We start from the raw sequence: 23729 nt of genomic DNA on the forward strand, positions 1-23729 counted from the left end.
ATCGGGCGAAAGATTTCTTTGGAGGATGACGCGTGCTGCGGGCAATTTTGTTTAACGATACCTCCTACGATGATCACCATGGCTGTCAGTTGGTGATCAGGCAAATAAGGGTGCTGGCGGCGGAGGCTGGCATCCATATAGCTCACGCCTCACCGGTTCGGCATGATTGGGCTAAGGACGGTTTTCTGCTTGAGCGTATTGCCGAGGCAGATCTGTGTATCGTCAATGGTGAGGGCACCATGCATGATGATGCGCCTGCGGCCATGATGCTTGGGCGCTTGGCGCGCCATTGTGACGAGCTGGGAATTCCCTGTGTGCTGGTTAATTCGGTGTGGCAGAACAACCAGCAGTTGATCGAGTTCGCCAGGGATTTTTCACGCATTTATGTGCGTGACCCCTTGAGCAAGGCGGAGCTCGCCCTGTCAGGCGTTTCGTCTGAAGTGGTGCCGGACCTGACGCTGACATTTCGTCCCGAGATACCACTTGTTCCTCGTCACGGGCTGATCGTCAACGGCAGCGTACTCAAGCCGATTCAGCAAGAGTTATGGCAGGCATTGGATCGGCTCCCCGTTGAGCAGAATGTTCGTTATCTGAGCATCCGCACCATCCCTGCGCTGCGACTGGGGAATGAGCGTCGTTTCTTTTTCAAGAGCCTTAAGGCCAACAGCAAAATGTGGCGTCACAGGTTCAGCAGTAGGCTGCGCCACCCTGATGCTTCCTCTTCCAAAGGATTGGGACGGCTGCGCTGGCGGTATTCCGTGCAATCCACAGCGGAGTTTCTCAATACCATCAGCGCTGCTGAAGGTGTGGTGACCGGGCGCTTTCATATGGTGACCTTGTGCATGATCACCGGAACGCCATTTATGGCGTTAGGCTCGAACACCCATAAGATTGAAGGTCTGCTTGAGCAGGCCGGGTTGGCTGGCCGCCTGTGCGACGACTATTCGCAGGGCCTGGTCAGACTAGCCTCGTCGCCCTACAGCGAGCAAGAAAGGGAGCGTCTTCAGGAGTTTCTGGCTGATTCGCTGGCGGCCGCCCGGCGAATGTTTGCTGGCATTGCCGGTTTAGCCAAAGAAACACAGAAGAGGTAGTCCGGCGTCAGCCTTTATTGAGTTTCTTGATTCGCTTGGCCCAGCGTGCGCGCTGACGAGCCAACCAGGTTTTGCGCGGAGGGCTAGCGCAGAGCCGCGCGGTGAGCTGGGGAAACAGCGACAATCTGTTATTGCGCGCGGCTGAGCTGAGCAGGTCCATGGCTGAACCCCGTTCCCCACGATTGCTCAAATCAATATCCAGAAGCATATCTTCACTGAAGCTGTTATCCAGAAACATATCGGGAATCTTCCCCGTTTCTGCAAGAAACATGGCCTTGCTACGGCTACACTTGGAGCACACGCCGCAGTTCTCCGGCCGCACATCTCGCTTTTTACAGAAGCTGACACAGCCTAAGGCCATCTCGTTCTCGCTGAGCGCTGCCAGCTTTTCCGGGCGCCCCAGTTCGAGATCAAGAGTGTTGATGTGAAACTGGCTGCTGGCAAACAAGGGGTTTGTCAGCGAACTTGTACCCCAGGGAGAGATGAGCATCTCGATCTGTCTTGTGCAGTCGGCTGCGATGCTGCCACTGCGATATCTGTCTTCAAAAAGGAACAGCGAGCCAAACAACTGAAAGCCGTGTCCGCAGTCGCCGCGTATTCCGTAACGCGCCATGGTCTGTGCGGCATTGGAGGTAATGGTGTAATGCTCATTTATCGCCAGCTCACGAAGTGGCCGGGTTTTGGTCATCAGAGCGTCGAAGCGCACTGCGTCTTGCGCATCGTAGTCCATGCCGTGAATGGTCAGGGCGGCTACCTTGTTGCCGTGCTGAAGGTAATGGGTCATCAGCGCGTAGGTTGAATCCGCACCGCCCGAATAGAGCATCAGCTCTCCTTGCTGTTGGGCGTATGTTGTCTCTTGAACATGTTCGGCCGTCACATTGATGAAATGGAACAAGCCTGGCCGCCAAGAGAACCAGATCTCAACGAGCTTTTTCGCGTTCGCCAGGGCAGTCGGGCTTACCTGACCGAGGATATGCAGGTCGCGGTTCATGCTCATGGCGATGGGTAGACATATCCAAAGCGCAAATGTATTGCTGATGCCGGTGAAGTCCTCACGCCCCTGCACCTTGAAATCAATTTCGAAGCAGTCGGTTTGCAGCTTGATCTCGTTCTGGTTGAAAACCGTGCTGACGGTAAGAGCGGTTGTGCTGGGGGGCATGGATTAATTCCAGAAAGGGTGAAGATAGTCTATGACCGCCACTCTTTGCAGTAATTCCAGAGCAACAAGCAGTTTGCCGGAGCATCCCTCGGGCTGGGCTGGGGTGGGCTCAGGCGTTAGGGCGTCGAATCTTGAAGGTCGGGGTGCCCTACCAGCGATGGGTATTTCTGTTGGAAGGCCGAGTGGCCCGATAGTTTGTATTCATCACGTATTCGTTGCCACTGAAGATGTCTTCCACGGACCAGGACAGGAATGTTTTTCAGACCAAGCACCTTGGCCATGTTGAGTCTATGATTTCCGCCAGAGGTATAAACAAAGCTTCCATCGGCATGTATGTAAATGTAGATCGGCTCTATGCCTGCGTCGTGACGCGCAGATTTGATCCCCTCGACCGCCAATTTTTGATATAGCGAATCGTATTTGCCTTCATATAGCCTAATAAGCGCATTCAGGTCATTACAGCCTTGAACGCTGGGCTTATCCAGCAATTCCTGCGCGTAGTGTTTGAACAGCGAGGTGTCTTGCCATGCAACGCCCATGAGGAAATGTTCGCGGAACCCAAGGAGTTTCACGTTCCTGCCGGTTACAGGTTTAACGTGCTCCCAGAACTCACCTCCTATTACGCTGTTAGTTGCTTTGTATATCCTTCGGTATTCCGAACTTTGTCTCGAAAGCCATCTGTCGTTGATGACCATTCTTATATCCGAAATATTGATCAGCAACTCCTTGCCAGGCCGGCCGGGGTTTCTGTAAATCATCTTGTAGTAACAGTATCTCAGTTCGCCTTGCAGGCGAGCTTTAAGCTGAGTTTTGTACTTGCGTAATAGTCCCAGACTCAAGAGCAAGATCCTTTCCTGTAAGGATGGGTAAGGGTCGAGTATATCCTGCCTGCTCTGATCAAGGGAGCAATCGTCCTGGCTAGAGCCAATCCGCTGCTCAGTTGGCTCTGTAACCTGCGTTTGGGATTAGGTGGCGAAGTTGCTGGGTAAAGGGTCGAATAGCTTTGTTGTGCAGGCTAGTGAGCGCGATTGTGTTGATTTCTCATGCAACCATCTGGCGTATTGCTAGTCGAACCAAAAGCTAGCCTGCAAAAATTAACGCTCTAGGAAGTTCGCCAGGCCAGCAACTATCGGTGAAGGCAGACAAGAGGGAGCAGATTTGCTATTTGATTCGTTTGAGCACAATTTTCAAAGTGAAAGCGGCCCTGTATTCATACTCGCTTCAGGGCCGTCGGCAGCCGAGTTTCCGTTGCATGAGTTCCCCTCGGTGCCCGTCATCGCCATGAATGGCTCGATACTGAAATGTGAAGCTGATTCCATCCGGCCCAGCTTTTATCTTTGCGATGATCCAGACTTTATTGAATCGCGCGCCGTGCTGGCGAAAAAAGGTGTTACCCAGGCCGAATCTACTGCTATGACCGCTGACTGCTACGCCGCTATGTCGGCGACGGCGCCCGACTGCCTAAGAAACAAGCACCTGTTTCTTATGTCGAGAGTAAACCGTCGGAACCGGCGTGCCATTATTTCCGACCGACGATTCGCCTGGTCCATTCGTAACGATCCACACCTGCACAGCTATTTTTCCTTATTGCATGCCAAGCCAAACCGAGTGGGCTTTAGCACCAATATGGCCAAGGGCTATTTTGGCTCTCGTACTGTTCCAGTGGCCGCTTTGCAGTTGGCATACCATCTGGGCTTCAATAAAGCCTTTCTGCTGGGCGTCGACCTCAATCCGTCCTCCGGGAGGTTTTATGAGCAGGGCGACGAAGCCATGCCGAGTACCCTCGACAAGGATTTCGACGAGTACATTCTGCCCAGTTTTCGCCTGATGGCAGAGAAAGTTGTCTCACCCGGCAAATTCGAAGTATTCAACATGTCGAACAACAGCCGATTGCCTTCGTCCGTGGTTCCGCACCTGTCGCTCGATGATCTGTCGGCGTGTCTGCACTAGTCTGTTCTTGATGCTTCGAGCCTCTTTCCTACCGGTTGCTCGCCCCAGCGTGGGGGCTGCTGGCTAGTTGCAGTGCAGCCTACAGCTATGAGGATATCATCGCTGTTGGCGCTTGCCGCTAAAGCCGTCCGCACTGCTTCCCGCTCGAAAGCGCGATGAAAACAATGCGCAACCTTTTCCGTTGCCTGGCTTCACTTAGAGCGCTAGTCGGCGTGGCCGTAAACAGCAAACAGGTTTCGATGCCCCCGCGCGCAGACGATTAAACGCAGGTACAATTCGCCTTATTACGACTTGATAGAGGAGCTGGGGGGTATGACCGGCAAGGGTGTGGTGTTCAGGACATCGCTGAGGCGCCGTGGTGAGCTAACGGCCTGCTCACCGGTCAATGCGCTGAATAGGTTTTTCAGAAACGATCTTCAGGTTCTGATCGTGGAAGAGACCCTGGTGATGAAAAAATGAGCGCCTCCCCTACCAGGCGTAGCGTCCTGCAATTCTGTCATGGCTATGACGGTCCATTTCTCGATTGCGCCAGGCAATACGCCGCACTGTTTGAAGGCACGGATTGCCAGGTGACCACTGTCTTTCTGACTGGCAAGAAAGATCCGGTAGTTGCAGCAAGCTGCAGCTCGGCTGAAGTGATCTTTCTGGAAGAAAGCTCTGCGGATATTCGCGGGCTCAAACTCAAGGCAATCCGCAAACTGCGGCAGATTGCCAGTGAGCGCAGCTTCAGCCTGTGTATTGCTCATCGTTCCAAGCCTACCTATATCGCTTGCCTGGCGACGGACCTGCCGGTCATTGGTGTTCATCATGCATTCGGTGATTTCGCGCGCGCCGGCCGCAAGTTGTTTGCCCACCTCTTTCGTCAGCGTCTGCAGTTGTTGGCGGTATCTGATGCCGTGCGCGATGACATTCGGCGCTGCTTGCCTGGGTGGCCCCCGGAGCGTATTCAGACCTTGTACAACCGTATCGACGTTCAAGCGCTGTGTAGCATCCAAGTCAGTACGGAAGAGGCGCGTAAAATACTGAAATTACCTAAGGACGCCTGGGTAGTAGGGAATGTGGGTCGCTTGCACCCTGACAAGGATCAGACCACTTTACTGAAGGGCTTTGCGCAAGCCATGCCGGCGTTGCCGCACAACAGCCTATTGGTGATTCTGGGTACCGGCCGGCTTGAGGCCCAGCTACAAAATCTGGCAAAAGAGCTGGGAATAGCTGACCAAGTAATTTTCATGGGTCAGGTGCCCGACGCCAGACGCTACTTCAAGGCGTTCAACGTCTTCGCCCTCACCTCGGATCACGAGCCCTTTGGCATGGTTCTACTCGAAGCAATGGCGGCCGGTAACATGCTGATATGCAGTGACTGTGGGGGCGGGCCTGAGGTGGTGGGTGCGAATGGGGAGCTTTTTGAGCTGGGCGACGCGGCAGCACTGGCTACGGCGCTAAAGAAATGCGCCACCATTAATGATCAGCAGGTACTGACAATGCGCGAGCAAATGCAGGAGCGTTTGCTCTCTATCTTTTCAGATGAGGCGGCAAAACGGCGTTTCTGGTCCCTGCCGAACATGTCGAATTATCGGTAAGACAATGGACAATATGAACACTACAAGCGATATAACGCCGCCAAGCATCCGTTTCGTCATCCCGTATTTCGGTGCCTGGCCGTTCTGGATGGATTTTTTTCTGGCTGGCTGCGCCCGTAACCCCGACATCGATTGGTTGTTCTTTACCGACTGTGGGGTGCCCGAAATAGCCCCTGCCAACGTCCAGTTTATCGAGATGCCTTACCCAGATTATTGTGACCTGGTGTCTGAAAAGCTGAACATCGATTTTCATCCCGTCAATCCCTACAAGCTCTGCGATATCAAACCCGCGTTGGGCTACATCCACGCTGAGCACTTGGCCGGCTATGATTTCTGGGCTTTCGGCGATATCGATGTGGTTTACGGAGATCTCAGACGCTACTTCAGTTCCGCCCGGCTGTCCGAGAAAGATCTCTTCGCTACACATGTGCGGCGTATCTCCGGCCATCTCTGTTTGTTGCGTAATACCGCCACCATGCGTGAAGCGTTCAAATTGATTCCTAACTGGCAGGAGCGCTACGCGGACCAGGCTCATCAGGCACTGGACGAAGGCGCATTCAGCCGTCTTTTTGTTCGACACAAGAACTGGCCTGAACCATTACGCCGTTTTGCTGCGCGTTTTAACAAATGGGCGCGGCGCAGTGAGTTCATCGAATCCCATAGCACTTTCAGTATTCTGCCGGACGGGCAGCGAGTGGTGCCTGAGCGTTGGTTCTTGCAAGATGGGCGCCTCACCAACAGCGCGTTGGGCGAGCAAGAGCTGCCCTATCTGCATTTTCTGGCATGGAAAAATCAACATTGGCAGGGTGTCGCTGCTGAGCAACTGCGTGGTCCTGAACAATTGGCGCAGCGCAGCTCATGGCAGGTAAGCGACATCGGTTGGCGGGAGATCGGATAATGGCCGCAGACGAGGCTGTTGCTGACCCCTTGGTGTCCGTTGTCGTCCCTTGTTACAACTACGCGGCTTATGTAGGGGACACCTTGCGCAGCGTTCTGGCGCAGGAGTACGCGAATTTTGAGCTGGTTGTGGTGGACGATGGCTCTACCGACGACAGCGCGCAGGTGATCTCTGAGGTGCTTGCGCAGGAACAGGATAAGAGCCTGGCGCGTCGCGTAGAGTTTATCCGTCAGCCCAATGCGGGGGTCAGCGCTGCTCTTAATACCGGCATTGCTCAGGCGCGTGGCGCATATATTGCTACCTTTGATGCCGACGACATCATGCCCGCCGGACGCTTGTCGACGCAGATGACCTACTTGCTGGCCCATCCGGAAGTGGGTTGTCTGGGCGGCGGGGCAGTGCGCATTGACGAGTACGGCGCAATGCTTCCCAAGAAAGAAAAAAAACGATTGGTTCGACGCTATGATTTTGCCGAGGCGCTTGCTGCAGCGTTGGTAGTGGGCGGCAATATCGCAGTCTACCGCCGCGACGCCATCGATCAGGTTGGCGGTTATGACCCTGCGATCAAGATCCAGGATTTTCAGATGACGCTCAAGATTGCGTATGCTGGTTTCTTCGTTGATATTCTGCCCGACGTGGTGACGTTGTACCGCAAGCACGAAGGCAGCCTATCCAAGAACTATAAAGCCGAATACCGTTATGGGCTTGAAGTAATAGCTCCTTACGCAGAGCATCCCCAGTACGAATCAGCCAGGGCTCGGCTTATCACCAAGGCTCTGCGCATGGCTGTGGTATACGACAAGGCATTCGGTTGGTCTTTGATCCGTCAGGTACCGTTGCGCTTATGGGACCGCCAGTTGCTTAAGCGTCTGCGTCATTTGCTACTGAAGAAGCCGCAAACTGCTCCCAAGGAAACGCTGCAATGATTCAGCCTCTGCGAACGCAACCCGAGTCACCGCTAGAACCTGTGCGGGTAGATGTCGTCATCCTGAGCTTTGCCAAGAACACGGAACTAAGGGCAATGACGGAGACCTGCCTGGATACCTTGTTCGCTTCGGAGGATTCCGCCAAGGTGAACTTCGATGTCATTGTCGTGGAATCCAACCACCAAGCGCCAGAATATACTCAGGCAGGAGTGCGAACGCTTTATCTTTCGCCACCTTTCAATTATCACAAATATATGAATGAAGGTATAAAACGCTGTAATGGCGATTTTGTCGCTATTTGCAATAACGACCTTTACTTTCATCCCGGCTGGGCGTCAGAGTTGCTAAAAGCTTTCGCCAATGACACGCAGTTGGTCAGTGCGAGTCCTATTTGCTCTCTGCATCATCCCCAAAAGGGTTTTTCCCTGAACAGTGGGAGTTATGTGGGGTACGGCGTTCTAAAAGAGGTGGCTGGATGGTGTCTTTTCTTTAGGCGCTCGATGTTGCAAATAACTGGGATGCTTGATGAGCGGTTTTATTTTTGGTACGCCGACGATGATTACGCTCGTACGCTGAAAAAACATGAGTTGAAGCACGCTCTTATTACATCATCTGTTGTGGATCATCTGGATAGCAAAACCTTAGAGCAGCAGAGTATTTTTACCCAACTGATGATAACGAGGAAAGCACGATTTGCTTTTGACGAAAAGTGGTCTGAGAAGAGCCGGCTGTACCTCCTCAAAAAGAAGATAAAGTTCTATATGAAAATACCGCTTTATTACCTTGGCCGGAAAAAGGTTTTTAGAAAGTAAGTTGGTGCTTTTGCAATATGTTTGGCTGTGGCAGTGCAAGTGGTTTTTAAGTTAGTTTCCGTGATCATGGCGCCCAGTGTCGATGCGCTAAGACCTGCATTCCGCAGTTTTTTTCGACACCACTTTTCTAAAAGTTTTTTATTGGTCTTTTTAAGGCTTTTTTTGTTTGGGAATTCGGCAACGTTTAATTTGTTCAAGATTGCCCCTATTTCTTGTCTAAATGGAGGGATGCAGCCGAACATTTTTTCCTTGTCTTGAACTGTGCTTGTGTCGTGCACTCTTATCAGTGTCAAGCATTCTTCATTGTCGCAGTAGTGGAAAGACAGATTTTCCGCTGCGCAACTGAACCAAAAAAGCCAGTCTTCGTAAAACTTCATATTCTCTTTAAATGTGATTTTTTTGGAGAGGGTAGAACGCTTTATGATGGGCGAGCTTATAACAAAAAGGTTTCGTTTTACTAATGCTGCGGCTATCTTGCTACCCTTGTCGTAATGCTTTTGCATCCATTCTGTGTGGGTGAGGTCGAATGAAGGATAAAGTTTGTGTGGCTCGGAAGTATGGAAATATTGGCAATAGGAGTAGCTTATATCTATCTCTGCATTTGCTTCAAAGTGTTTTTTATGAATCTCAAGTTTCTTAGGGCTAATAAGGTCGTCGGCATCTAGGAACAATAAATACGATCCTTTTGCGATGCGCATGCCTGTATTCCTCGCTGCAGATACGCCCCTTCTGTCTTGGTAGATGCCGATAAACCTCTCGTCCGAATGCGTGAAGCGCTCAACGAGTTCTTGAGTGTTGTCGGAAGAGCCATCATTGACTATGATGGCTTCCCAATCGGTGAGCGTTTGCGATTGTATGGACTTCAGCGTGTCGCCCAGCGTATGCGCATAATTGTGGCATGGGATTATGATTGATATTAAAGGGTGCGGCAGGCTCATTGTTATCTCCTTTGCTATAGTTCCTATTTTGCCTTTTCTTTTAAATTATTTAAAGTTTTGGTTGCTTATTTTTTCTGGGGTGCGAATGGTAGATATCTCTGATTTATCAGCTGTGACAAGATTTTCTGGGTGCCCTCAAGTGGTTTGGTGTTTTTGGTGGCAGGGCGCGATGAATGAAAATAGGCTGCAATCCCTAGAAATGATGCGTAAAAACTTAGGGGTCCCTGTAGTTTTGGTGGGGGCTGACAACATAGGTGAGTATCTAGTAGAAGGGGCGCCGCTACATCCCGCGTTTTCTTATCTAAGCGATGTTCATAAGTCTGACTATATTCGAATTTACTTTCTTCATCATTACGGTGGAGGTTGGCACGATATTAAACCGACAGGTACATCCTACTTTGATGCTTGGGATGTTTTTGCCGACCCTGATGTTTATTTTTTAGGTAAGCCCGAGATAGAAGGCGGGGCGGCGCAAGTGTATGATTCGCAAGGTAACTATATGCCCTCTGTCTGGAAAGATTTAGTTGCGACCAATCGATGGGTGGGCCGAGCGTATACCCCGATGAGCTATTCTTTATACGAATCTATAAATGCGGTCTTGGATGCTCATCTAAATAAGCTGTCAAAATATCCCGCGCGGAAAGCGTATTCGCATGTGAATGATAAATATAATTCTAAGTGGTATAGGAAGTTGCTTGGCTCGCAGTATCCGCTGCAGTGGACCTTGTTTGGTGATGTGTTTCACCCGCTCAATTATAAGTTTCGTAATAATGTTTCTAGAGCGTTGCCGTTTGATGTTGTAGAGAATATGGGGCTTGCTTATCGTTAATGTGCCTGCTCAGCTAATGCTGGTCTTCTGGCGCGGCGGGTGCGCGAACTTTGCGCTCACGTATTGTCGTCCCCGCTGTAATTAGTGTTATGCGCCCGTTTTTTCATTTCTTCACGCTTGAAATGGCTGAAAGTAGCATAAGGAGCAGCGAACTTAATGAATAATTCGCGGATATTGGTAACTGGTGGGGCTGGTTTTATAGGGTCGGCGCTAATCCGCCACTATGCGACCTGTACTGAGGTACAGATTGCCAACCTCGACGCGCTAACCTATGCCGGCAATGTCGAGTCATTGGCTTCTGTTGTAGAGGCTCCGCGCTATCGTTTTTACCACGCCGATATCTGCGACGCTGCTGCGTTGGAACAGATTTTTACAGAGTTTCAGCCGGATGCAGTAATGCACCTAGCCGCAGAATCCCACGTAGACCGTTCCATCGACGGTCCTGCCAGCTTCATCCAGACCAATATAGTGGGTACCTATACCTTGCTTGAGGCTTGCAGAGCTTATTGGCAGGGGTTACCGGCCGAGCGCAAAAGTGCTTTCCGCTTTCATCACATTTCCACCGATGAGGTCTATGGCGATCTGGAAGGCACTGACGATTTATTTACCGAAGAAACGGCCTACGCCCCCAGCTCGCCGTATTCAGCCTCGAAGGCCAGCTCGGATCATCTGGTGCGTGCTTGGCAGCGTACCTATGGTTTGCCCGTGCTGATTACCAACTGCTCCAATAACTACGGGCCCTACCACTTTCCAGAAAAGCTGATCCCACACGTTATTCTCAATGCGCTACACGGCAAGCCGATACCTGTCTACGGTGATGGTTCGCAGATTCGCGACTGGCTCTACGTTGAGGATCATGCGCGTGCGTTATGCAGGGTGCTGGAAGCTGGCAAGATAGGTGAGACCTATAATATTGGCGGCCACAATGAAAAACGTAACATCGAAGTAGTTGAGGCCATCTGTGCCCTGCTGGAAGAGCTCGCTCCAGAAAAGCCTTCGGGTGTGGCGCAGTATCGTGATCTCATCACCTTCGTGAAGGATCGACCAGGCCATGATGCCCGCTATGCTATAGACGCATCAAAAATACAGCGTGAGCTGGGTTGGCAGCCTACAGAAACCTTTGAAAGCGGTATTCGCAAGACCGTTAGCTGGTATCTGAACAACCCAGAGTGGTGGCAGCGGGTCTTGAGCGGTGACTACAAACTGGGCAGGCTTGGCGAAACTGCCTCGGCGCAGCAAACCAGCGGAGAGAACTCATGAAGGGCATTGTTCTGGCGGGGGGCTCGGGCAGTCGCCTGCACCCAATCACGCGCGGCGTTTCAAAGCAGCTTCTCCCGATCTACGACAAGCCGATGATTTATTATCCGCTCTCCGTGCTTATGCTGGCCGGCATCCGCGAAGTGTTGATCATTTCCACGCCTGAAGATTTGCCGAGCTTCCGTAAGCTCCTCGGGTCAGGCGCCGAATTTGGGATTTCCCTTAGCTATGCAGAGCAACCTTCACCGGACGGTTTGGCGCAAGCGTTTTTGATTGGCGAAGAGTTCATTGGTGATAGCAACGTCTGCCTGATTCTTGGTGACAACATATTCTATGGTTATGGCTTTAGCGCCATGTTGCGCGAGGCAGTTCAGCGCAAGCAGGGTGCTACCGTATTCGGCTATCACGTCAACGATCCGGAGCGCTTCGGTGTAGTGGAGTTTGATGAGCACGGCAAGGCACTGTCTATCGAAGAAAAGCCGGCGCAGCCGAAATCAAACTACGCGGTTACCGGTTTGTATTTTTATGACAATCAGGTGGTCGAGATAGCTCGGCAGGTCAAGCCCTCGGCCCGCGGCGAGCTTGAAATTACTGATGTAAACAATGCCTATCTTGAGCGTGGCAAGCTGAATGTCAGTCTGCTGGGGCGAGGCTTTGCCTGGCTGGATACCGGAACCCACGATTCATTGATGGAAGCGAGTCATTTCGTTCAGACCATTGAAGCTCGCCAAGGCTTGAAGGTGGCTTGCCTTGAGGAGATTGCTTACCGTCAGGGCTGGCTGGATGCAGACTCGTTGCGCAAGCAGGCAGCGGCGCTGAGTAAAACAGGATACGGCCAGTACTTGCAAAGATTGGTGGAGAAGGAAAAGTGAAGGTAATTGAAACGCGGCTACGCGGCGTGCTGGTCATCGAGCCGAAGGTTTTTGGCGACGCACGTGGTTTTTTCATCGAAAGTTTTCAGGACGAGCGCTACCGCGAAGCGGGCATTGAACAGCCTTTTGTCCAGGATAATCAGTCTCGCTCGGCCAGAGGTGTACTCAGAGGCCTGCACTTTCAGCGCACCTCGCCGCAAGGAAAACTTGTGCGCGTAAGTCGCGGCTCAGTGTGGGACGTAGCAGTGGATATCGATCCCCAGTCGCCCACCTATGGTCAGCACGTGGGGGTGGAGCTGAATGATGAAAATCATCGGCAAATGTGGGTGCCACCTGGTTATGCGCACGGCTTCTGTGTGTTGAGCGACATCGCAGATTTCCAGTATAAGTGCACCGATTACTACCGTCCGGAAGACGAAGGGGCGCTGCTCTGGAATGATCCTGACCTGAATATTCCCTGGCCGGTAGAGCAACCACTGTTGTCTGCCAAAGATCTTAACAATCCAACTTTGCGACAGTTGGCAGAGGGATCCTTCTGATGCGCGTATTGATCACGGGCGCCGGCGGGCAGGTGGGTACCGAACTGCAACGCTGCGCGCCCGCTTGGGTCCAGATCACGGCATTGCAGTCGGCAGAACTGGATATTTCCGACGCTGCTGCGGTGGCAAGCTGTGTTGAACAGTTGCAGCCGCAACTGATCATTAATGCTGCGGCCTACACTGCGGTTGACCGGGCCGAGACAGAGCAGGCGCAAGCGCTCGCAGTCAATCAGAATGGACCGGAGAACCTGGCGCGTAGCGCAGAGCACGCTGGTATCCCCCTGTTTCACATCTCCACCGATTATGTGTTCAAGGGCGATAGCCAGACAGCCTACGCAGAGCAGAGCGAGACTGACCCACAAACCGCCTATGGACGCAGCAAGCTCAAGGGTGAGCAGGCTGTTATGCAGCTTTGCAGCAGACATATCGTTCTGCGAACCAGTTGGGTTTTCTCTGCGCAAGGGGGCAACTTCGTAAAGTCCATGCTGCGCCTAGCCGGTGAGCGGGATCAATTACGAATAGTGGCGGATCAGCGCGGTGGCCCTACCTCGGCAGCCGCGATTGCCAAAGCACTTTGGACCCTGGCGGCAGAATATCAGCAGCGGCAAAACGCATTCACTTTTGGGGTGTTTCATTTCTCCGGTGCGCCAGTAGTCAGCTGGTTCGAATTTGCCGAGCATATTATTGCGCAGGCCGCAGCGATGGGGCTGATAGACAAGCAACCAATGATCGAAGCTATTGGCAGTGAAGAGTTTCCTACGCCGGCACCCAGGCCGCAGTTTTCAGCACTCGATTGCCGCAAGATTCATCGCGAGCATGGCATAGGCCAGCCAGACTGGAAGGTCGATTTATCGGCAGTGCTCGCCGAGCTTGCCGCTGGGTAAGGCTCGTCGAGAAGGAGTTGGTGCTCAGGAAAACAGCCGTTTTACATCAAAGCCCACCGTCGACCAGTCTTGTTCGTAGCGCAGCAAATGCTGGTAATTCCTTGCGCGCATGCGCCGGGAAAGCGGCCGGTTGAAGCAGCGCATATCCGAAATATCGATGAGGCCAAACTTCTTGTCGGGGGTCAGGATGATATTGCCCAGATGCAATGACCGGAAGTACACGCCTTTGTCATGTAGCGTTGTTATAAAGGTGGCAAGCTTGGCCAAGAGCTCCAGATGCTGATGACCGGTGTACTGGCTCAGAAGATCGCGCAAGGTGTCTCCGGCCAATGGCTCATAATGTACGACGGAGCGATAGGGTGTGCGCATTCGATAGAGTGAGATTACCTTGGGGCAAGGTATTTTTCGCTGCTGCAACGCAACAGCGTTGTCTGCAAAGCGTTTCGCTGGTGGAAACAGCAGGGTTTTGGAGAACCAGCTTTTACGCCGAAACAGCTTGAGAAAGGTACCGTCTGCCAAGCGCAGAACCTTGGGGCCAAAGCGGTCTTCTTCGAGCACAGTGGCGCCCAGGCGTAGGCTTTCGAACTCTTCCTTGCCGAGTGGCAGCATAGCTTTTTCCTGATAAAAAACGCCAGTTTATCTCAGTTTCGTTGCAGGCGCTGCGTCATCATTCAGCTGTGTTAGACTCACCGCTTGACCCTTCACCGCGAACTTTTCATGTCAGAAGATCAAAACGAATCATTTATGCGATCCAGTGTGCGCATTTATGCGCGTCTGCTGGGGTATGTGAAACCGTACTGGGTTCCTTTTGCCATCAGTATTCTGGGTTTCGTTATCTTTGCATCCAGTCAGCCCGCAATGGCCTGGGTGTTGAAGTATTTTGTCGATGGCTTGAATGGTGGCGAGAACGCGCAGTTTTTCGGCGTACCCATGATCTGGGGGTTTCCGCTGTTCATTGTGGCGGTGGCACTCTATCAGGGCATAGGCTCGTTTTTCGGCAACTACTACATCGCCAAGGTATCGCTCGGTGTGGTGCACGATTTGCGCACGGCGCTGTTCAATAACTTTCTGACTCTGCCCAATCGATATTTCGATAGCCACAGCTCTGGGCATCTGGTATCGCGGGTCACCTTCAATGTGACCATGGTAACCGGCGCGGCGACCGACGCCATCAAGGTGATCTTCCGTGAAGGGATGTCGGTGATATTCCTGTTTGGCTATCTGCTCTGGATGAATTGGCAGCTAACCTTGGTGTTGATTGCCATTCTTCCGATTATTGGTGTGATGGTTAATAGCACCAGCAAAAAATTTCGCAGCCAGAGCAAGAAGATACAAACAGCGATGGGCGATGTAACCCACGTGACGTCGGAAACCATCCAGGGCTATCGGGTAGTGCGCAGCTTTGGGGGTGAAAAATACGAGACCGAGCGATTCAACAAGGCTAGCGAAAACAACCGCCAGCGCGGTTTGAAAATGACGCGTACAGGTGCGGTTTACACCCCTACGTTGCAGTTGGTCACCTACTCTGCGATGGCGGTCGTCATGTTCCTGGTGCTGTTTCTGCGGGGTGACGCCACGGTTGGTGATCTGGTTTCCTACATCACTGCTGCAGGCTTGCTACCCAAACCCATACGCCAGCTGTCGGAAGTCAGCGCCAACATTCAAAAGGGCATAGCGGCCGCTGAAAGCATCTTCGAGCAATTGGATGAAGAGCCGGAGCTGGATGAAGGTACGCATGAGCAAGAGCGGGTTACCGGGCAGATAGAAATTTCCGGCCTGAGCTTCACCTATCCGGATACGGAGAAAAAGGTTCTGGATGACATTTCTCTATCCATCGCACCCGGGCAGATGGTAGCTCTGGTGGGGCGTTCGGGTAGTGGCAAGACTACACTGGCCAATCTGATTCCGCGGTTTTACCACCATGACCACGGCCAGATCCTGCTCGACGGCGTCGCGATCGAGCGGTATCGCCTGAGTAACCTTCGTCATCACATAGCTCTGGTTAGTCAGCATGTCACCCTGTTCAACGATACCATCGCCAATAATATTGCCTACGGTGATCTGGCTGGGGCGCCGCTAGAAGATGTGAAAGCTGCCGCAGAGGCGGCTTACGCCAAGGAGTTTATCGACATGTTGCCCCAGGGCTTCGACACCTTGGTCGGCGAAAACGGCGTGCTGCTGTCGGGCGGCCAGCGTCAGCGCCTGGCGATTGCCCGTGCGCTGCTCAAAGACGCGCCGGTGCTGATTCTCGACGAGGCTACCTCGGCGCTTGACACCGAATCCGAACGCCATATCCAGGCGGCGCTGGATCGCGTGATGCAGGGGCGCACCACATTGGTAATCGCGCACCGCCTGTCGACCATCGAGAAAGCCGATATCATTCTGGTGATGGACCAGGGCCGCATAGTCGAGCGCGGCTCGCATGCCGAGTTGCTGGCGTTGAACGGTTATTACGCGCGGTTGCACAGCATGCAGTTTGAAGAAGACACATCCAGCCATTGAGTACGCTCCGGCGTGAATGCCGGAATTCGGATACAGGTAGCCTATACGATGAAACTGACCATGCCCCGCTTCGATTCCGCCCCGGTTCTGGTGGTCGGCGATGTGATGCTGGACCGCTATTGGCATGGCCCTACCCACCGCATCTCACCCGAAGCGCCGGTGCCGGTGGTCAAGGTCGAGCAGATCGAGGATCGTCCCGGCGGTGCCGGCAATGTGGCGTTGAACATTTCCGCGCTGGGCGCGCCGGCTTGGCTGGTTGGCGTGACGGGGCAGGACGAAGCTGCCGAGAGTCTGCAACAGCGTTTGAATGCCGCTGGCGTGTACTGCGATTTCCAGCAGTGCGAAGGCCAGCCGACCATTACCAAGCTGCGGGTGATGAGCCGTCATCAGCAACTGATTCGTCTGGACTTCGAAGAGCGCTTTCAAACCGATGCCGATGCCTTGCTGGCGTCGGTCGCGGGTCTGCTCGACAAGGTCAAGGTGCTGGTGTTATCGGATTACGGCAAGGGTGCGCTGGTCAATCACCAGGCGCTGATTCAGTTGGCGCGCCAGCATGGCGTGCCCGTACTGGCTGATCCCAAGGGCAGCGACTTTTCCATCTATCGCGGTGCGAGTCTGATCACACCGAACCTCTCAGAGTTCGAGGCGGTAGTCGGGCGCTGCAGCAGCGAGCAGGATCTGGTCGACAAGGGTATGGCGCTGATCGCCGAGCTGCAGTTGGATGCGCTCCTGGTGACTCGCAGCGAGCAGGGCATGACCTTGTTGCGCAGTGGCGAGCCAGCCTTGCATTTGCCGGCGCGGGCGCTGGAAGTATTTGATGTCACCGGCGCTGGCGACACCGTCATTTCCACCCTGGCGGCGGCACTGGCGGCGGGAGAAACCCTGCCCAATGCCGTGGCGCTGTCGAACATCGCCGCAGGCATTGTTATCGGCAAGCTGGGCACGGCGGCCATCAGTGCACCCGAGCTGCGCCGCGCGGTGCAGCGTGAGCAAGGCAGTGAGCGCGGCGTGGTGGGTGTGGAACAGCTACTGCAGGCGCTGGAAGATGCGCGGGCTCATGGTGAGCGTATTGTTTTCACCAATGGCTGTTTCGATATTATCCATGCCGGTCACGTGGGCTACCTGGAAGAGGCGCGCAGCCAGGGTGATCGTCTGATTGTTGCCATCAACGACGATGCGTCGGTAAAGAGATTGAAGGGCCCCGGACGTCCCATCAACAGTGTTGAGCGGCGAATGACGGTTCTGGCCGGACTGGGTGCGGTGGATTGGGTGATCAGCTTTGCCGACGATACGCCTGAAGCGCTGCTTGAGCAGGTCAAGCCTGACGTGCTGGTGAAAGGGGGCGACTACAGCGTGGACCAGGTGGTGGGTGCGGCTATCGTTCAAGCCTATGGCGGTGAGGTCAAGGTGCTCAACTTTGTGGAAAGTTGCTCCACCACCGCCATTGTGGAAAAGATCCGCGGGCGCGATCAGAGCTGATTCCGGCAGCCTCCCGTGCGGGCTGCTAACGCTCGCACAGCCCCTGCTGCCAGCTGCAGTTGGGGGCCTCAACAACCCAGCCGCGTTGTTCGGCAAAGGCTTCGCTGAGCGTCATGCCCTGGGTATCCTGCGCGATCAGCTCGCCTTGCTGCAGGATAAACAGATCCCCCGTTGCCTTGCCCTTGATGCGTTCGGCGAGAAACAGCTCGGGTCGCTGGTAGTCCATCTGCGCTACCAACTCGCCGCTTTCCTCATCCAGAAATTCATCAGCATGCAGCAGCGACAGGCGCTGTGCATCCGGGGGCAGTTCCAGTTGCAGTTGATACACCAGTTGCAAGGAGTTGCTGGGCAGATGCACATAGGCACGCGGGCGCTCCAGCAGGTTGAGTTCGCGGCACAGGACCGGGCGATTGGCGCTGCTCCGCGAAGCGAGGCGAAATACCTGCTCCTCGTCCAGGGTCAGGCTGTCGGCGTAGGGTGTGGGTAGCCAGGTCTCCTGATAGCGCCCCTGTAGCCAGCCGGTTTCCGTTTCTATCAAGAGTTCTTCGGCGATCTCCGTCATGGCCGTCAGTAGCGGGACGCGCAATTCATGGGCGGGCACATAGCCCGAAAGCAGCTTGAGCACATTATCGCCGCGGTCTGGTCTATCCTGGCGCACCAGCAATTGAAACTGACGATCCTGCCATTGCAGTTGCAGATCCACAGAAACACCCAGATTGGCGACCGTGAGCTGGAAATTCTCCGGGTCGGTTACGCTGACTGGCTGACGCCGCTCCTGCATCTGCGAAAAACTCAGGGGGTTGCCTACGGGCGTGTAGCGCAGCACCTCGCTGCTGGCCTGTACCTCGATCGCCTGGGTTTTGAAGATCACCGGATTCTTGCGCGCCACGATCAATGTCATGCGTTACTCCTGAGAGACAAGCAGGGCCACAGCGGTGTGGACATTCTGCTCGAGGTGCAGCGGGGTGATGGTGCCGACGATGGCGCTGGCGACCGCCGGATGAGCCAGTACCAGTTTCAGTCCCTGCTGGACTGGGTCTTCACCAGCCAGGCAAAGATGACCGCTGGCGAGGGCTTTTTTTATCAGAATGCCCTTGTTGTGTGACAGCGCAAAGTCGAGCACTGGCCGCTCGCTTTGCTCTTTCAGGTTGTAGGTGACCATGGCACAGTCGCCCTGCTCGAGCGCGCGAATGCCGCCTTCGACGGTTTTGCCGGAAAAGCCGAAGGCGCGAATCAGCCCTTGCTGTTTGAGTTTTTGCAGAGTGGGATAGACCTCATCATCCAGTACCTGCAGGTCATTGCCATCGGAATGCACCAGCACCAGATCCAGATAGTCGGTCTGCAGGCGGCGCAGGGATCTTTCTACCGAGGCTTGTGTATGCCTGGCGCTGAAATCGAAATGCGATTCGCCGTTGTCGAACTCTTCCCCCACTTTGGTACAGATCAGCCACTGCTGCCGTTGACCTTTCAACAGGGGGCCCAGGCGTTCTTCGCTGGTGCCGTAGGCTGGCGCGGTGTCCAGCAGATTGACCCCTAGATCATGTGCCTGGGCAAGCAGGTTGCGTATCGCTTGGTCTGAGGGCAGAGCAAACTGGTTCGGGTACTTCACGCCCTGATTGCGGCCAAACTTTACTGTGCCCAACCCCAGTGGTGAGAGGCGCAAGCCGGTGTCGCCCAGCTCGCGGTAATACGGCAGCAGGCTCATGGGAAGCAGATATCCCATACCGGGGCGGATACCTTGGGTCTGGCCAGTTCGCTGGTGTCAGGTGCTGAAGCCCGCGGGGTAATCTGCTGTTCCCGTAGCTGCGCTATCACCTGGTCACTGAGGTTGGGCGCCAGGGCCAGTTTGGTGGGCCAACTGACCAGCGCGTTGGCGACCGGCTGTACGAATGCCGTATCGGGGCGCACCAGGCCGCTCTGCGCCGGCTCTGCGCGATTGACCGGCAAAGTGGTCCAGCGGGTTCCTTCCAGCGATATCCAGGGCAATAACTCATGCAGCTCGCGCTTGGCTTTGGCAATGAGCTCGTCCGGAGCCTGGCTGGCGCCCTGTTCGGCCAGCTCGCCGCCCAGATACCAGCACCATTGCCCATCAGAACAGGGGTGAGTAGTGACCGTCATGCGTGGTTTGGGGCTGCTGCCCAGGCAGTGGGCAAACAGTGGCGGCAGTTGGGCGCCCTTCACCAATACCATCTGCAAGGGCCGGCGCTGCATGGCCGGTTCGGCCTGCTGCCAGTCGCCGAGCAGGCTTTCGGTGCCTTCGCCGGCACTGAGAATATAACGCTGCGCGCGAATGTCGTGGTGTTGCAGACGCACGGCTTCAATACTGCCGTCGGCAGCGCGCTGCAGGTGGGGGGCGCTGTCTGAAATCAGGCTGTCACCTGCCAGATCGGCCAGGCGCTGCACCACGGCGGGAACGTCGATAACCAGCTCGGCCAGTTGATAGACCTTGCCCTTGAACGCGCGGTCGGCAAAGACCTGGGGTAGCTGTTTGCCCTTCACCTGTTCCACGCGGCCGCGCAGCGCCTTGCTGGCGAAGAAGCCGGCCAGGTTGCTGATCAGACTGCCGGGTGACCACAGGTAGTGGTGTTGGGATAGTACGCGCACACCTGCCAGATCAATCTCACCCGTGCCATTGAGACAGGCACGCCAGCGCTCCGGCATATCGGCTATGGCTTCGGCCGCGCTGCTCAGCTTGCCGTTCAAGGCGTACTTGGTGCCGCCGTGAATGATGCCCTGGGATTTGACGCTCTGACCGCCACCCAGCGCACCGCGTTCTATCAAAAGGGTGCTGTAGCCCAACTGTCGCAAACGCGCATTGAGCCAGAGGCCGGCAATGCCGCCGCCGAGGATGCAGATATCGGTTTCGAGGGTTGTACTCATGGGCTCCCGGTGCTTTAGTCAAGAAGGCTTTTGGGTCTGAAACGCTGCTTGCAACTGCGCTGCGGCGGCTTCGTCCCTGCGCGGCAAAGCCCTAGTATAGACATTGCCGGGCCCGCCGGTCACATCTGCTACTCTATGCCGCGCCTGATCACAGGAATAAGCCATGACCCGTACCCTTTACAGTATCGTCTTTACACTCTGCATGCCGTTGGTGCTGCTGCGCCTGCTGTACCGTGCCTGGCGTGCGCCGGCCTATGCTCGGCGCTGGTCCGAGCGCTTTGCGCTGGGCGGCGATATACGCCAGGGCGGCATCTGGGTGCACGCAGTCTCGGTAGGCGAGAGTATCGCCGCCGCGCCCATGGTGCGCGAGCTAATGCGCCGCCATCCGCAACTGCCGATTACTGTCACCTGCATGACTCCGACCGGTTCCGAGCAGATTCGCAAGCTGTTTGGCGGTCAGGTGGGTCATGCCTATCTGCCCTACGATCTGCCCTGGCTACAGCGCCGCCTGCTGCGCAAATTGCAACCAAAGGTCGGCATCATCATGGAGACCGAACTCTGGCCCAATCTGGTAGCTGAATGCGAGCGCGCTAAGGTGCCGCTGGTCCTGGCCAATGCGCGTCTGTCCGAGCGTTCGGCCAAGGGATACCAGCGCGTCGGCTGGTTGGTGCGGCCGATGTTTGCGGCCCTCGACTGGGTAGCGGTGCAAAGCCAGGCCGAAGCTCTGCGCTTTGTTTCCTTGGGTGTGAGCAAGTCGGCGTTGACGGTTACCGGTAGCATCAAGTTCGACTTCCGCCCGGCGGTGGATTTGCTGGCGCAGGCCAAGGCGTTGCGCGCAGGCTGGGGTGAGCGCCCGGTATGGATAGCCGCCAGCACCCACGCCGGCGAGGACGAGCAGGTACTGCGTGCGCATCAGAATGTGCTGCGCGAGCAACCCGATGCGCTGCTGATTCTGGTACCACGTCACCCAGAGCGCTTTGATGGCGTGGCCCGGTTGATAAGTGATGCCCGGTTGGCGCAGGTGCGGCGCAGCCAGGGTGGTGTCCCGACTGCCAGTGACCAGGTATTGCTAGGCGATACCATGGGTGAGCTGGTGATGCTCTACGCCTGCGCCGATGTGGCCTTCGTCGGCGGCTCGCTGGTAGCCAATGGCGGGCATAATTATCTGGAGCCGGCGGCGCTGGGATTGCCGGTGCTTTCGGGTCCGCACCGCTTCAATTTCACCGAGATCAGTGATCTGCTGCAGGGCGCAGGCGCTTTGCAACTGGTCAATAATGACCAGGAGCTGGCGCAGGCGGTCTCTGTGCTGTTGCAGGATGCAGAGCAGCGGTGCCGGGCCGGTGCTGCCGGTCTGGCGGTGGTCGAGGCCAATCAGGGGGCGTTGGAGCTGCTGCTGCAAGGTATTGAGCGGCGGCTGTGATCAAGGCTGGCTGAGGTGGGAAAAGCAAACGGCGCCTGCAGGCGCCGTTTGCTTTTATGGGCATTGCGACCAATTAGAAACTGGAGCGCATCTGCTCTTCGTTCGCCGGGGCGGCAGGCGTTTCGCGGCCCATCGACATGCGCTGCATTTCTTCCTCGGTGGGTTCCGGGATAAAATCGCGGTCGGGGTCGTAATCCGGCACCAGCCAGTTTGACAGTTCCTCCAGATCCCCCGGGCTGAGTGTGCCGGCGGCCTGCTTCAAGCGCAGATTGTCGATAATGTAGTTGTAACGCACGGTGTTGTAGTCACGTACCGTGCGGAACAGGTTGCGCTGCGCCTCCAGTACATCGACCACATTGCGGGTGCCCACTTCATAGCCGGTCTGGGTGGCATCGAGTGCGGCCTTGGCGGAAACAATGGCCTGCCGGCGAGCTTCGACTTCCTCGACGCTGGAGGTCACTGTGCGGTACAGGTTGCGGGTGTTCTCGACCACGCGGCGCAGCTGGGCTTCGCTCAGTTGCTCGGCCTGCGTCAGGCGGTAAGTGGATTCACGCACCTGCGAGGTAGTCAGGCCGCCGGTAAACAGTGGCATGGTCATTTCTACGCCGAAGCTGGTCAGCTCGGTGTCACTGGTACTTTGGCCGACGCTGCCGGCGACTTCGGCACCGCCACTATTGTTGTTGTAGCGCACAAAGGCATCTACCACGGGAGCGTAGCCGGCCTTGCTGCTGCGCAAGCCATCCTGTGCGGCATCAATGGCAAAGCGCGAAGCGAGCAGGTTGAGGTTCTGCGCCGAGGCGGTTTCAACCCACTGTTGCAGGTTGGCCGGAGTCGGCGGCAATACCGGCAAGTCGTGACTCATGCCGAAGAGGCTCTGGTAGTCCTGATTGGTCAGGCGGGTCAGCGCCTGATAGCTGACATCCAGGTTGGTTTGGGCGGTCAGGCGTGCGGCGCGCGCGCTATCGTAACCGGCGCGGGCTTCGAGTACGTCGGTGCGTGCCGAGAGGCCCACATCGAAGCGCTCCTGCGCTTGCTCCATCTGCCGTTCGAAAGCGTCCTCTTCAGCCTTGGCGGTGGCCAGGTTATCGGAGGCGCGCAGTACGTTGAAATAGGCTTCGGAGACTTCCAGAATCAGGTTCTGCTGGGTTGCCGAGAATTCCAGCTCGGCCTGCTGGCTCAACGACTTGGCAGACTGATAGTCGAACCAGCGATTGGCCCGAAACAGCGGCTGGGTGAGGCTGGCCTGATAATAGTGGGTGGTGTATTCGTCACCGCCTACGCCATCGATCTGGAGATCTTCGCGCGCGGCGCCAGCGCCCAGTCCGATGTTGGGTAACAATTGGGAGCGAGCCTGCGGCAAGGCTTCCTGACGGGCGCGTGCATCAGCCTGGGCAGCGGCCAGATCGGCATTATTCAGCAAGGCTTCCTGATAGACCGTCATCAGGTCGGTATTGGCGGCAACATGGCCAGAAACGCCAGCTAGCAATACAGCAGCAAACAGGGGGCGCAGCATGCATGAATCCTTCGCATGGGAGAAATTGTGAACTAAGGCTAAAGAGCTGCTGTCCCGCGGTCAAGCAATGCATTGGGCGTCTTTGGGAACAAAGTGTTTTTGCACTACAGGCTGACAAAATCGCCGTTTTTGTCAGCGCGACGGGTCGCGTTCGCTGTTCTGATTTGCTCTGGTTCCGGACAATGCTTGAAGCCTTGAAA

The 23729-nt window shown here is 55.3% G+C and carries 23 protein-coding genes; 15 read left to right on the forward strand and 8 right to left on the reverse strand.

Features of this window, described 5'->3' with window-relative positions; translation table 11 throughout:
* The first annotated feature begins 32 nt into the window (after positions 1-32).
* Positions 33-1091, forward strand: a complete 1059-nt coding sequence (locus V7756_RS06460) for a polysaccharide pyruvyl transferase family protein (RefSeq protein WP_335609336.1) — start codon at positions 33-35, stop codon at positions 1089-1091.
* A gap of 7 nt (positions 1092-1098) precedes the next feature.
* Here V7756_RS06460 and V7756_RS06465 read toward each other — a convergent pair whose 3' ends face one another.
* Together V7756_RS06465 and V7756_RS06470 are read right to left on the reverse strand one after the other, a co-directional pair.
* Positions 1099-2250, reverse strand: a complete 1152-nt coding sequence (locus tag V7756_RS06465) for a hypothetical protein (RefSeq protein WP_335609337.1) — start codon at positions 2248-2250, stop codon at positions 1099-1101.
* A 116-nt stretch (positions 2251-2366) separates the two neighbouring features.
* Positions 2367-3089: a hypothetical protein gene (locus V7756_RS06470; RefSeq protein ID WP_335609338.1), complete on the reverse strand. Its 723-nt coding sequence runs from the start codon at positions 3087-3089 to the stop codon at positions 2367-2369.
* 319 nt (positions 3090-3408) lie between these two features.
* Here V7756_RS06470 and V7756_RS06475 point away from each other — a divergent pair, with 319 nt between their 5' ends.
* From V7756_RS06475 to V7756_RS06500, 6 genes are all read left to right on the forward strand, one after another.
* A complete protein-coding gene (locus tag V7756_RS06475) occupies positions 3409-4200 on the forward strand; it encodes a lipopolysaccharide core biosynthesis protein (protein WP_335609339.1) in 792 nt (263 codons plus the stop codon).
* Positions 4201-4491: 291 nt separating this feature from the next.
* Positions 4492-4659 carry a carbamoyltransferase C-terminal domain-containing protein gene (locus V7756_RS06480; RefSeq protein ID WP_442908966.1) on the forward strand — a complete coding sequence of 56 codons (168 nt, stop codon included), beginning with the start codon at positions 4492-4494 and terminating at the stop codon, positions 4657-4659.
* Complete coding sequence (locus V7756_RS06485; RefSeq protein WP_335609341.1) at positions 4656-5780, forward strand: glycosyltransferase; 1125 nt, start codon at positions 4656-4658, stop codon at positions 5778-5780. The genes V7756_RS06480 and V7756_RS06485 overlap by 4 nt, the downstream gene beginning before the upstream one ends.
* Before the next feature lie 4 nt (positions 5781-5784).
* Entirely contained in the window at positions 5785-6678 is an 894-nt protein-coding gene (locus V7756_RS06490) for a DUF6625 family protein (protein WP_335609342.1), read from the forward strand.
* Entirely contained in the window at positions 6678-7604 is a 927-nt protein-coding gene (locus tag V7756_RS06495) for a glycosyltransferase family 2 protein (protein WP_335609343.1), read from the forward strand. Before V7756_RS06490 ends, V7756_RS06495 begins: the two co-directional genes overlap by 1 nt.
* A complete protein-coding gene (locus tag V7756_RS06500) occupies positions 7601-8416 on the forward strand; it encodes a glycosyltransferase family 2 protein (protein ID WP_335609344.1) in 816 nt (271 codons plus the stop codon). The genes V7756_RS06495 and V7756_RS06500 overlap by 4 nt, the downstream gene beginning before the upstream one ends.
* Here the strand turns inward: V7756_RS06500 and V7756_RS06505 are convergent.
* On the reverse strand, positions 8383-9354 hold the full coding sequence (locus V7756_RS06505) for a glycosyltransferase family 2 protein (protein ID WP_335609345.1): 972 nt from the start codon (positions 9352-9354) through the stop codon (positions 8383-8385). The two genes, V7756_RS06500 and V7756_RS06505, sit on opposite strands and share 34 nt — an antisense overlap.
* Between V7756_RS06505 and V7756_RS06510 the strand changes: the two genes are divergently transcribed.
* From V7756_RS06510 to rfbD, 5 genes are all read left to right on the forward strand, one after another.
* The gene (locus V7756_RS06510; RefSeq protein WP_335609346.1) at positions 9323-10183 is read left to right on the forward strand and encodes a capsular polysaccharide synthesis protein; all 861 of its coding nucleotides are present in this window, start codon (positions 9323-9325) and stop codon (positions 10181-10183) included. The two genes, V7756_RS06505 and V7756_RS06510, sit on opposite strands and share 32 nt — an antisense overlap.
* Positions 10184-10339: 156 nt before the next feature.
* Positions 10340-11443: a dTDP-glucose 4,6-dehydratase gene (rfbB, locus tag V7756_RS06515; RefSeq protein WP_335609347.1), complete on the forward strand. Its 1104-nt coding sequence runs from the start codon at positions 10340-10342 to the stop codon at positions 11441-11443.
* Positions 11440-12312 (forward strand): glucose-1-phosphate thymidylyltransferase RfbA, encoded by an 873-nt coding sequence (gene rfbA / locus V7756_RS06520; RefSeq protein ID WP_335609348.1) that lies wholly within the window; start codon positions 11440-11442, stop codon positions 12310-12312. Before rfbB ends, rfbA begins: the two co-directional genes overlap by 4 nt.
* The gene (gene rfbC / locus V7756_RS06525; protein ID WP_335609349.1) at positions 12309-12851 is read left to right on the forward strand and encodes a dTDP-4-dehydrorhamnose 3,5-epimerase; all 543 of its coding nucleotides are present in this window, start codon (positions 12309-12311) and stop codon (positions 12849-12851) included. The genes rfbA and rfbC overlap by 4 nt, the downstream gene beginning before the upstream one ends.
* The gene (gene rfbD / locus V7756_RS06530) at positions 12851-13735 is read left to right on the forward strand and encodes a dTDP-4-dehydrorhamnose reductase (RefSeq protein WP_335609350.1); all 885 of its coding nucleotides are present in this window, start codon (positions 12851-12853) and stop codon (positions 13733-13735) included. Before rfbC ends, rfbD begins: the two co-directional genes overlap by 1 nt.
* 24 nt (positions 13736-13759) lie before the next feature.
* Here rfbD and V7756_RS06535 read toward each other — a convergent pair whose 3' ends face one another.
* Entirely contained in the window at positions 13760-14293 is a 534-nt protein-coding gene (locus V7756_RS06535) for a lipopolysaccharide kinase InaA family protein (RefSeq protein ID WP_335609351.1), read from the reverse strand.
* A 186-nt stretch (positions 14294-14479) separates the two neighbouring features.
* Here V7756_RS06535 and msbA point away from each other — a divergent pair, with 186 nt between their 5' ends.
* Together msbA and hldE are read left to right on the forward strand one after the other, a co-directional pair.
* Positions 14480-16237, forward strand: coding sequence for a lipid A export permease/ATP-binding protein MsbA (gene msbA / locus V7756_RS06540; protein WP_335609352.1), 1758 nt, complete (start codon positions 14480-14482; stop codon positions 16235-16237).
* A gap of 48 nt (positions 16238-16285) precedes the next feature.
* Positions 16286-17716 carry a bifunctional D-glycero-beta-D-manno-heptose-7-phosphate kinase/D-glycero-beta-D-manno-heptose 1-phosphate adenylyltransferase HldE gene (hldE, locus tag V7756_RS06545; protein WP_335609353.1) on the forward strand — a complete coding sequence of 477 codons (1431 nt, stop codon included), beginning with the start codon at positions 16286-16288 and terminating at the stop codon, positions 17714-17716.
* 25 nt (positions 17717-17741) lie between these two features.
* Here the strand turns inward: hldE and V7756_RS06550 are convergent, their stop codons facing one another.
* The 3 genes from V7756_RS06550 to V7756_RS06560 are packed head-to-tail and all read right to left on the reverse strand — an operon-like array spanning position 17742 to position 20596.
* Positions 17742-18617 carry a metal ABC transporter ATPase gene (locus V7756_RS06550; RefSeq protein WP_335609354.1) on the reverse strand — a complete coding sequence of 292 codons (876 nt, stop codon included), beginning with the start codon at positions 18615-18617 and terminating at the stop codon, positions 17742-17744.
* 3 nt (positions 18618-18620) lie between these two features.
* Positions 18621-19421, reverse strand: coding sequence for an aldo/keto reductase (locus tag V7756_RS06555; protein WP_335609355.1), 801 nt, complete (start codon positions 19419-19421; stop codon positions 18621-18623).
* Positions 19418-20596, reverse strand: a complete 1179-nt coding sequence (locus tag V7756_RS06560; protein WP_335609356.1) for an NAD(P)/FAD-dependent oxidoreductase — start codon at positions 20594-20596, stop codon at positions 19418-19420. The genes V7756_RS06555 and V7756_RS06560 overlap by 4 nt, the downstream gene beginning before the upstream one ends.
* Positions 20597-20759: 163 nt before the next feature.
* On the opposite strand from V7756_RS06560, the gene waaA reads away from it, so the two are divergent.
* A complete protein-coding gene (waaA, locus tag V7756_RS06565; RefSeq protein ID WP_335609357.1) occupies positions 20760-22016 on the forward strand; it encodes a lipid IV(A) 3-deoxy-D-manno-octulosonic acid transferase in 1257 nt (418 codons plus the stop codon).
* Between the two features lie 73 nt (positions 22017-22089).
* On the opposite strand, the gene V7756_RS06570 is transcribed toward waaA, so the two are convergent.
* Entirely contained in the window at positions 22090-23529 is a 1440-nt protein-coding gene (locus V7756_RS06570) for a TolC family outer membrane protein (protein WP_335609358.1), read from the reverse strand.
* Between the last annotated feature and the right edge of the window lie 200 nt (positions 23530-23729).

This window comes from Halopseudomonas sp., assembly GCF_036961105.1.
Taxonomy (GTDB): domain Bacteria; phylum Pseudomonadota; class Gammaproteobacteria; order Pseudomonadales; family Pseudomonadaceae; genus Halopseudomonas.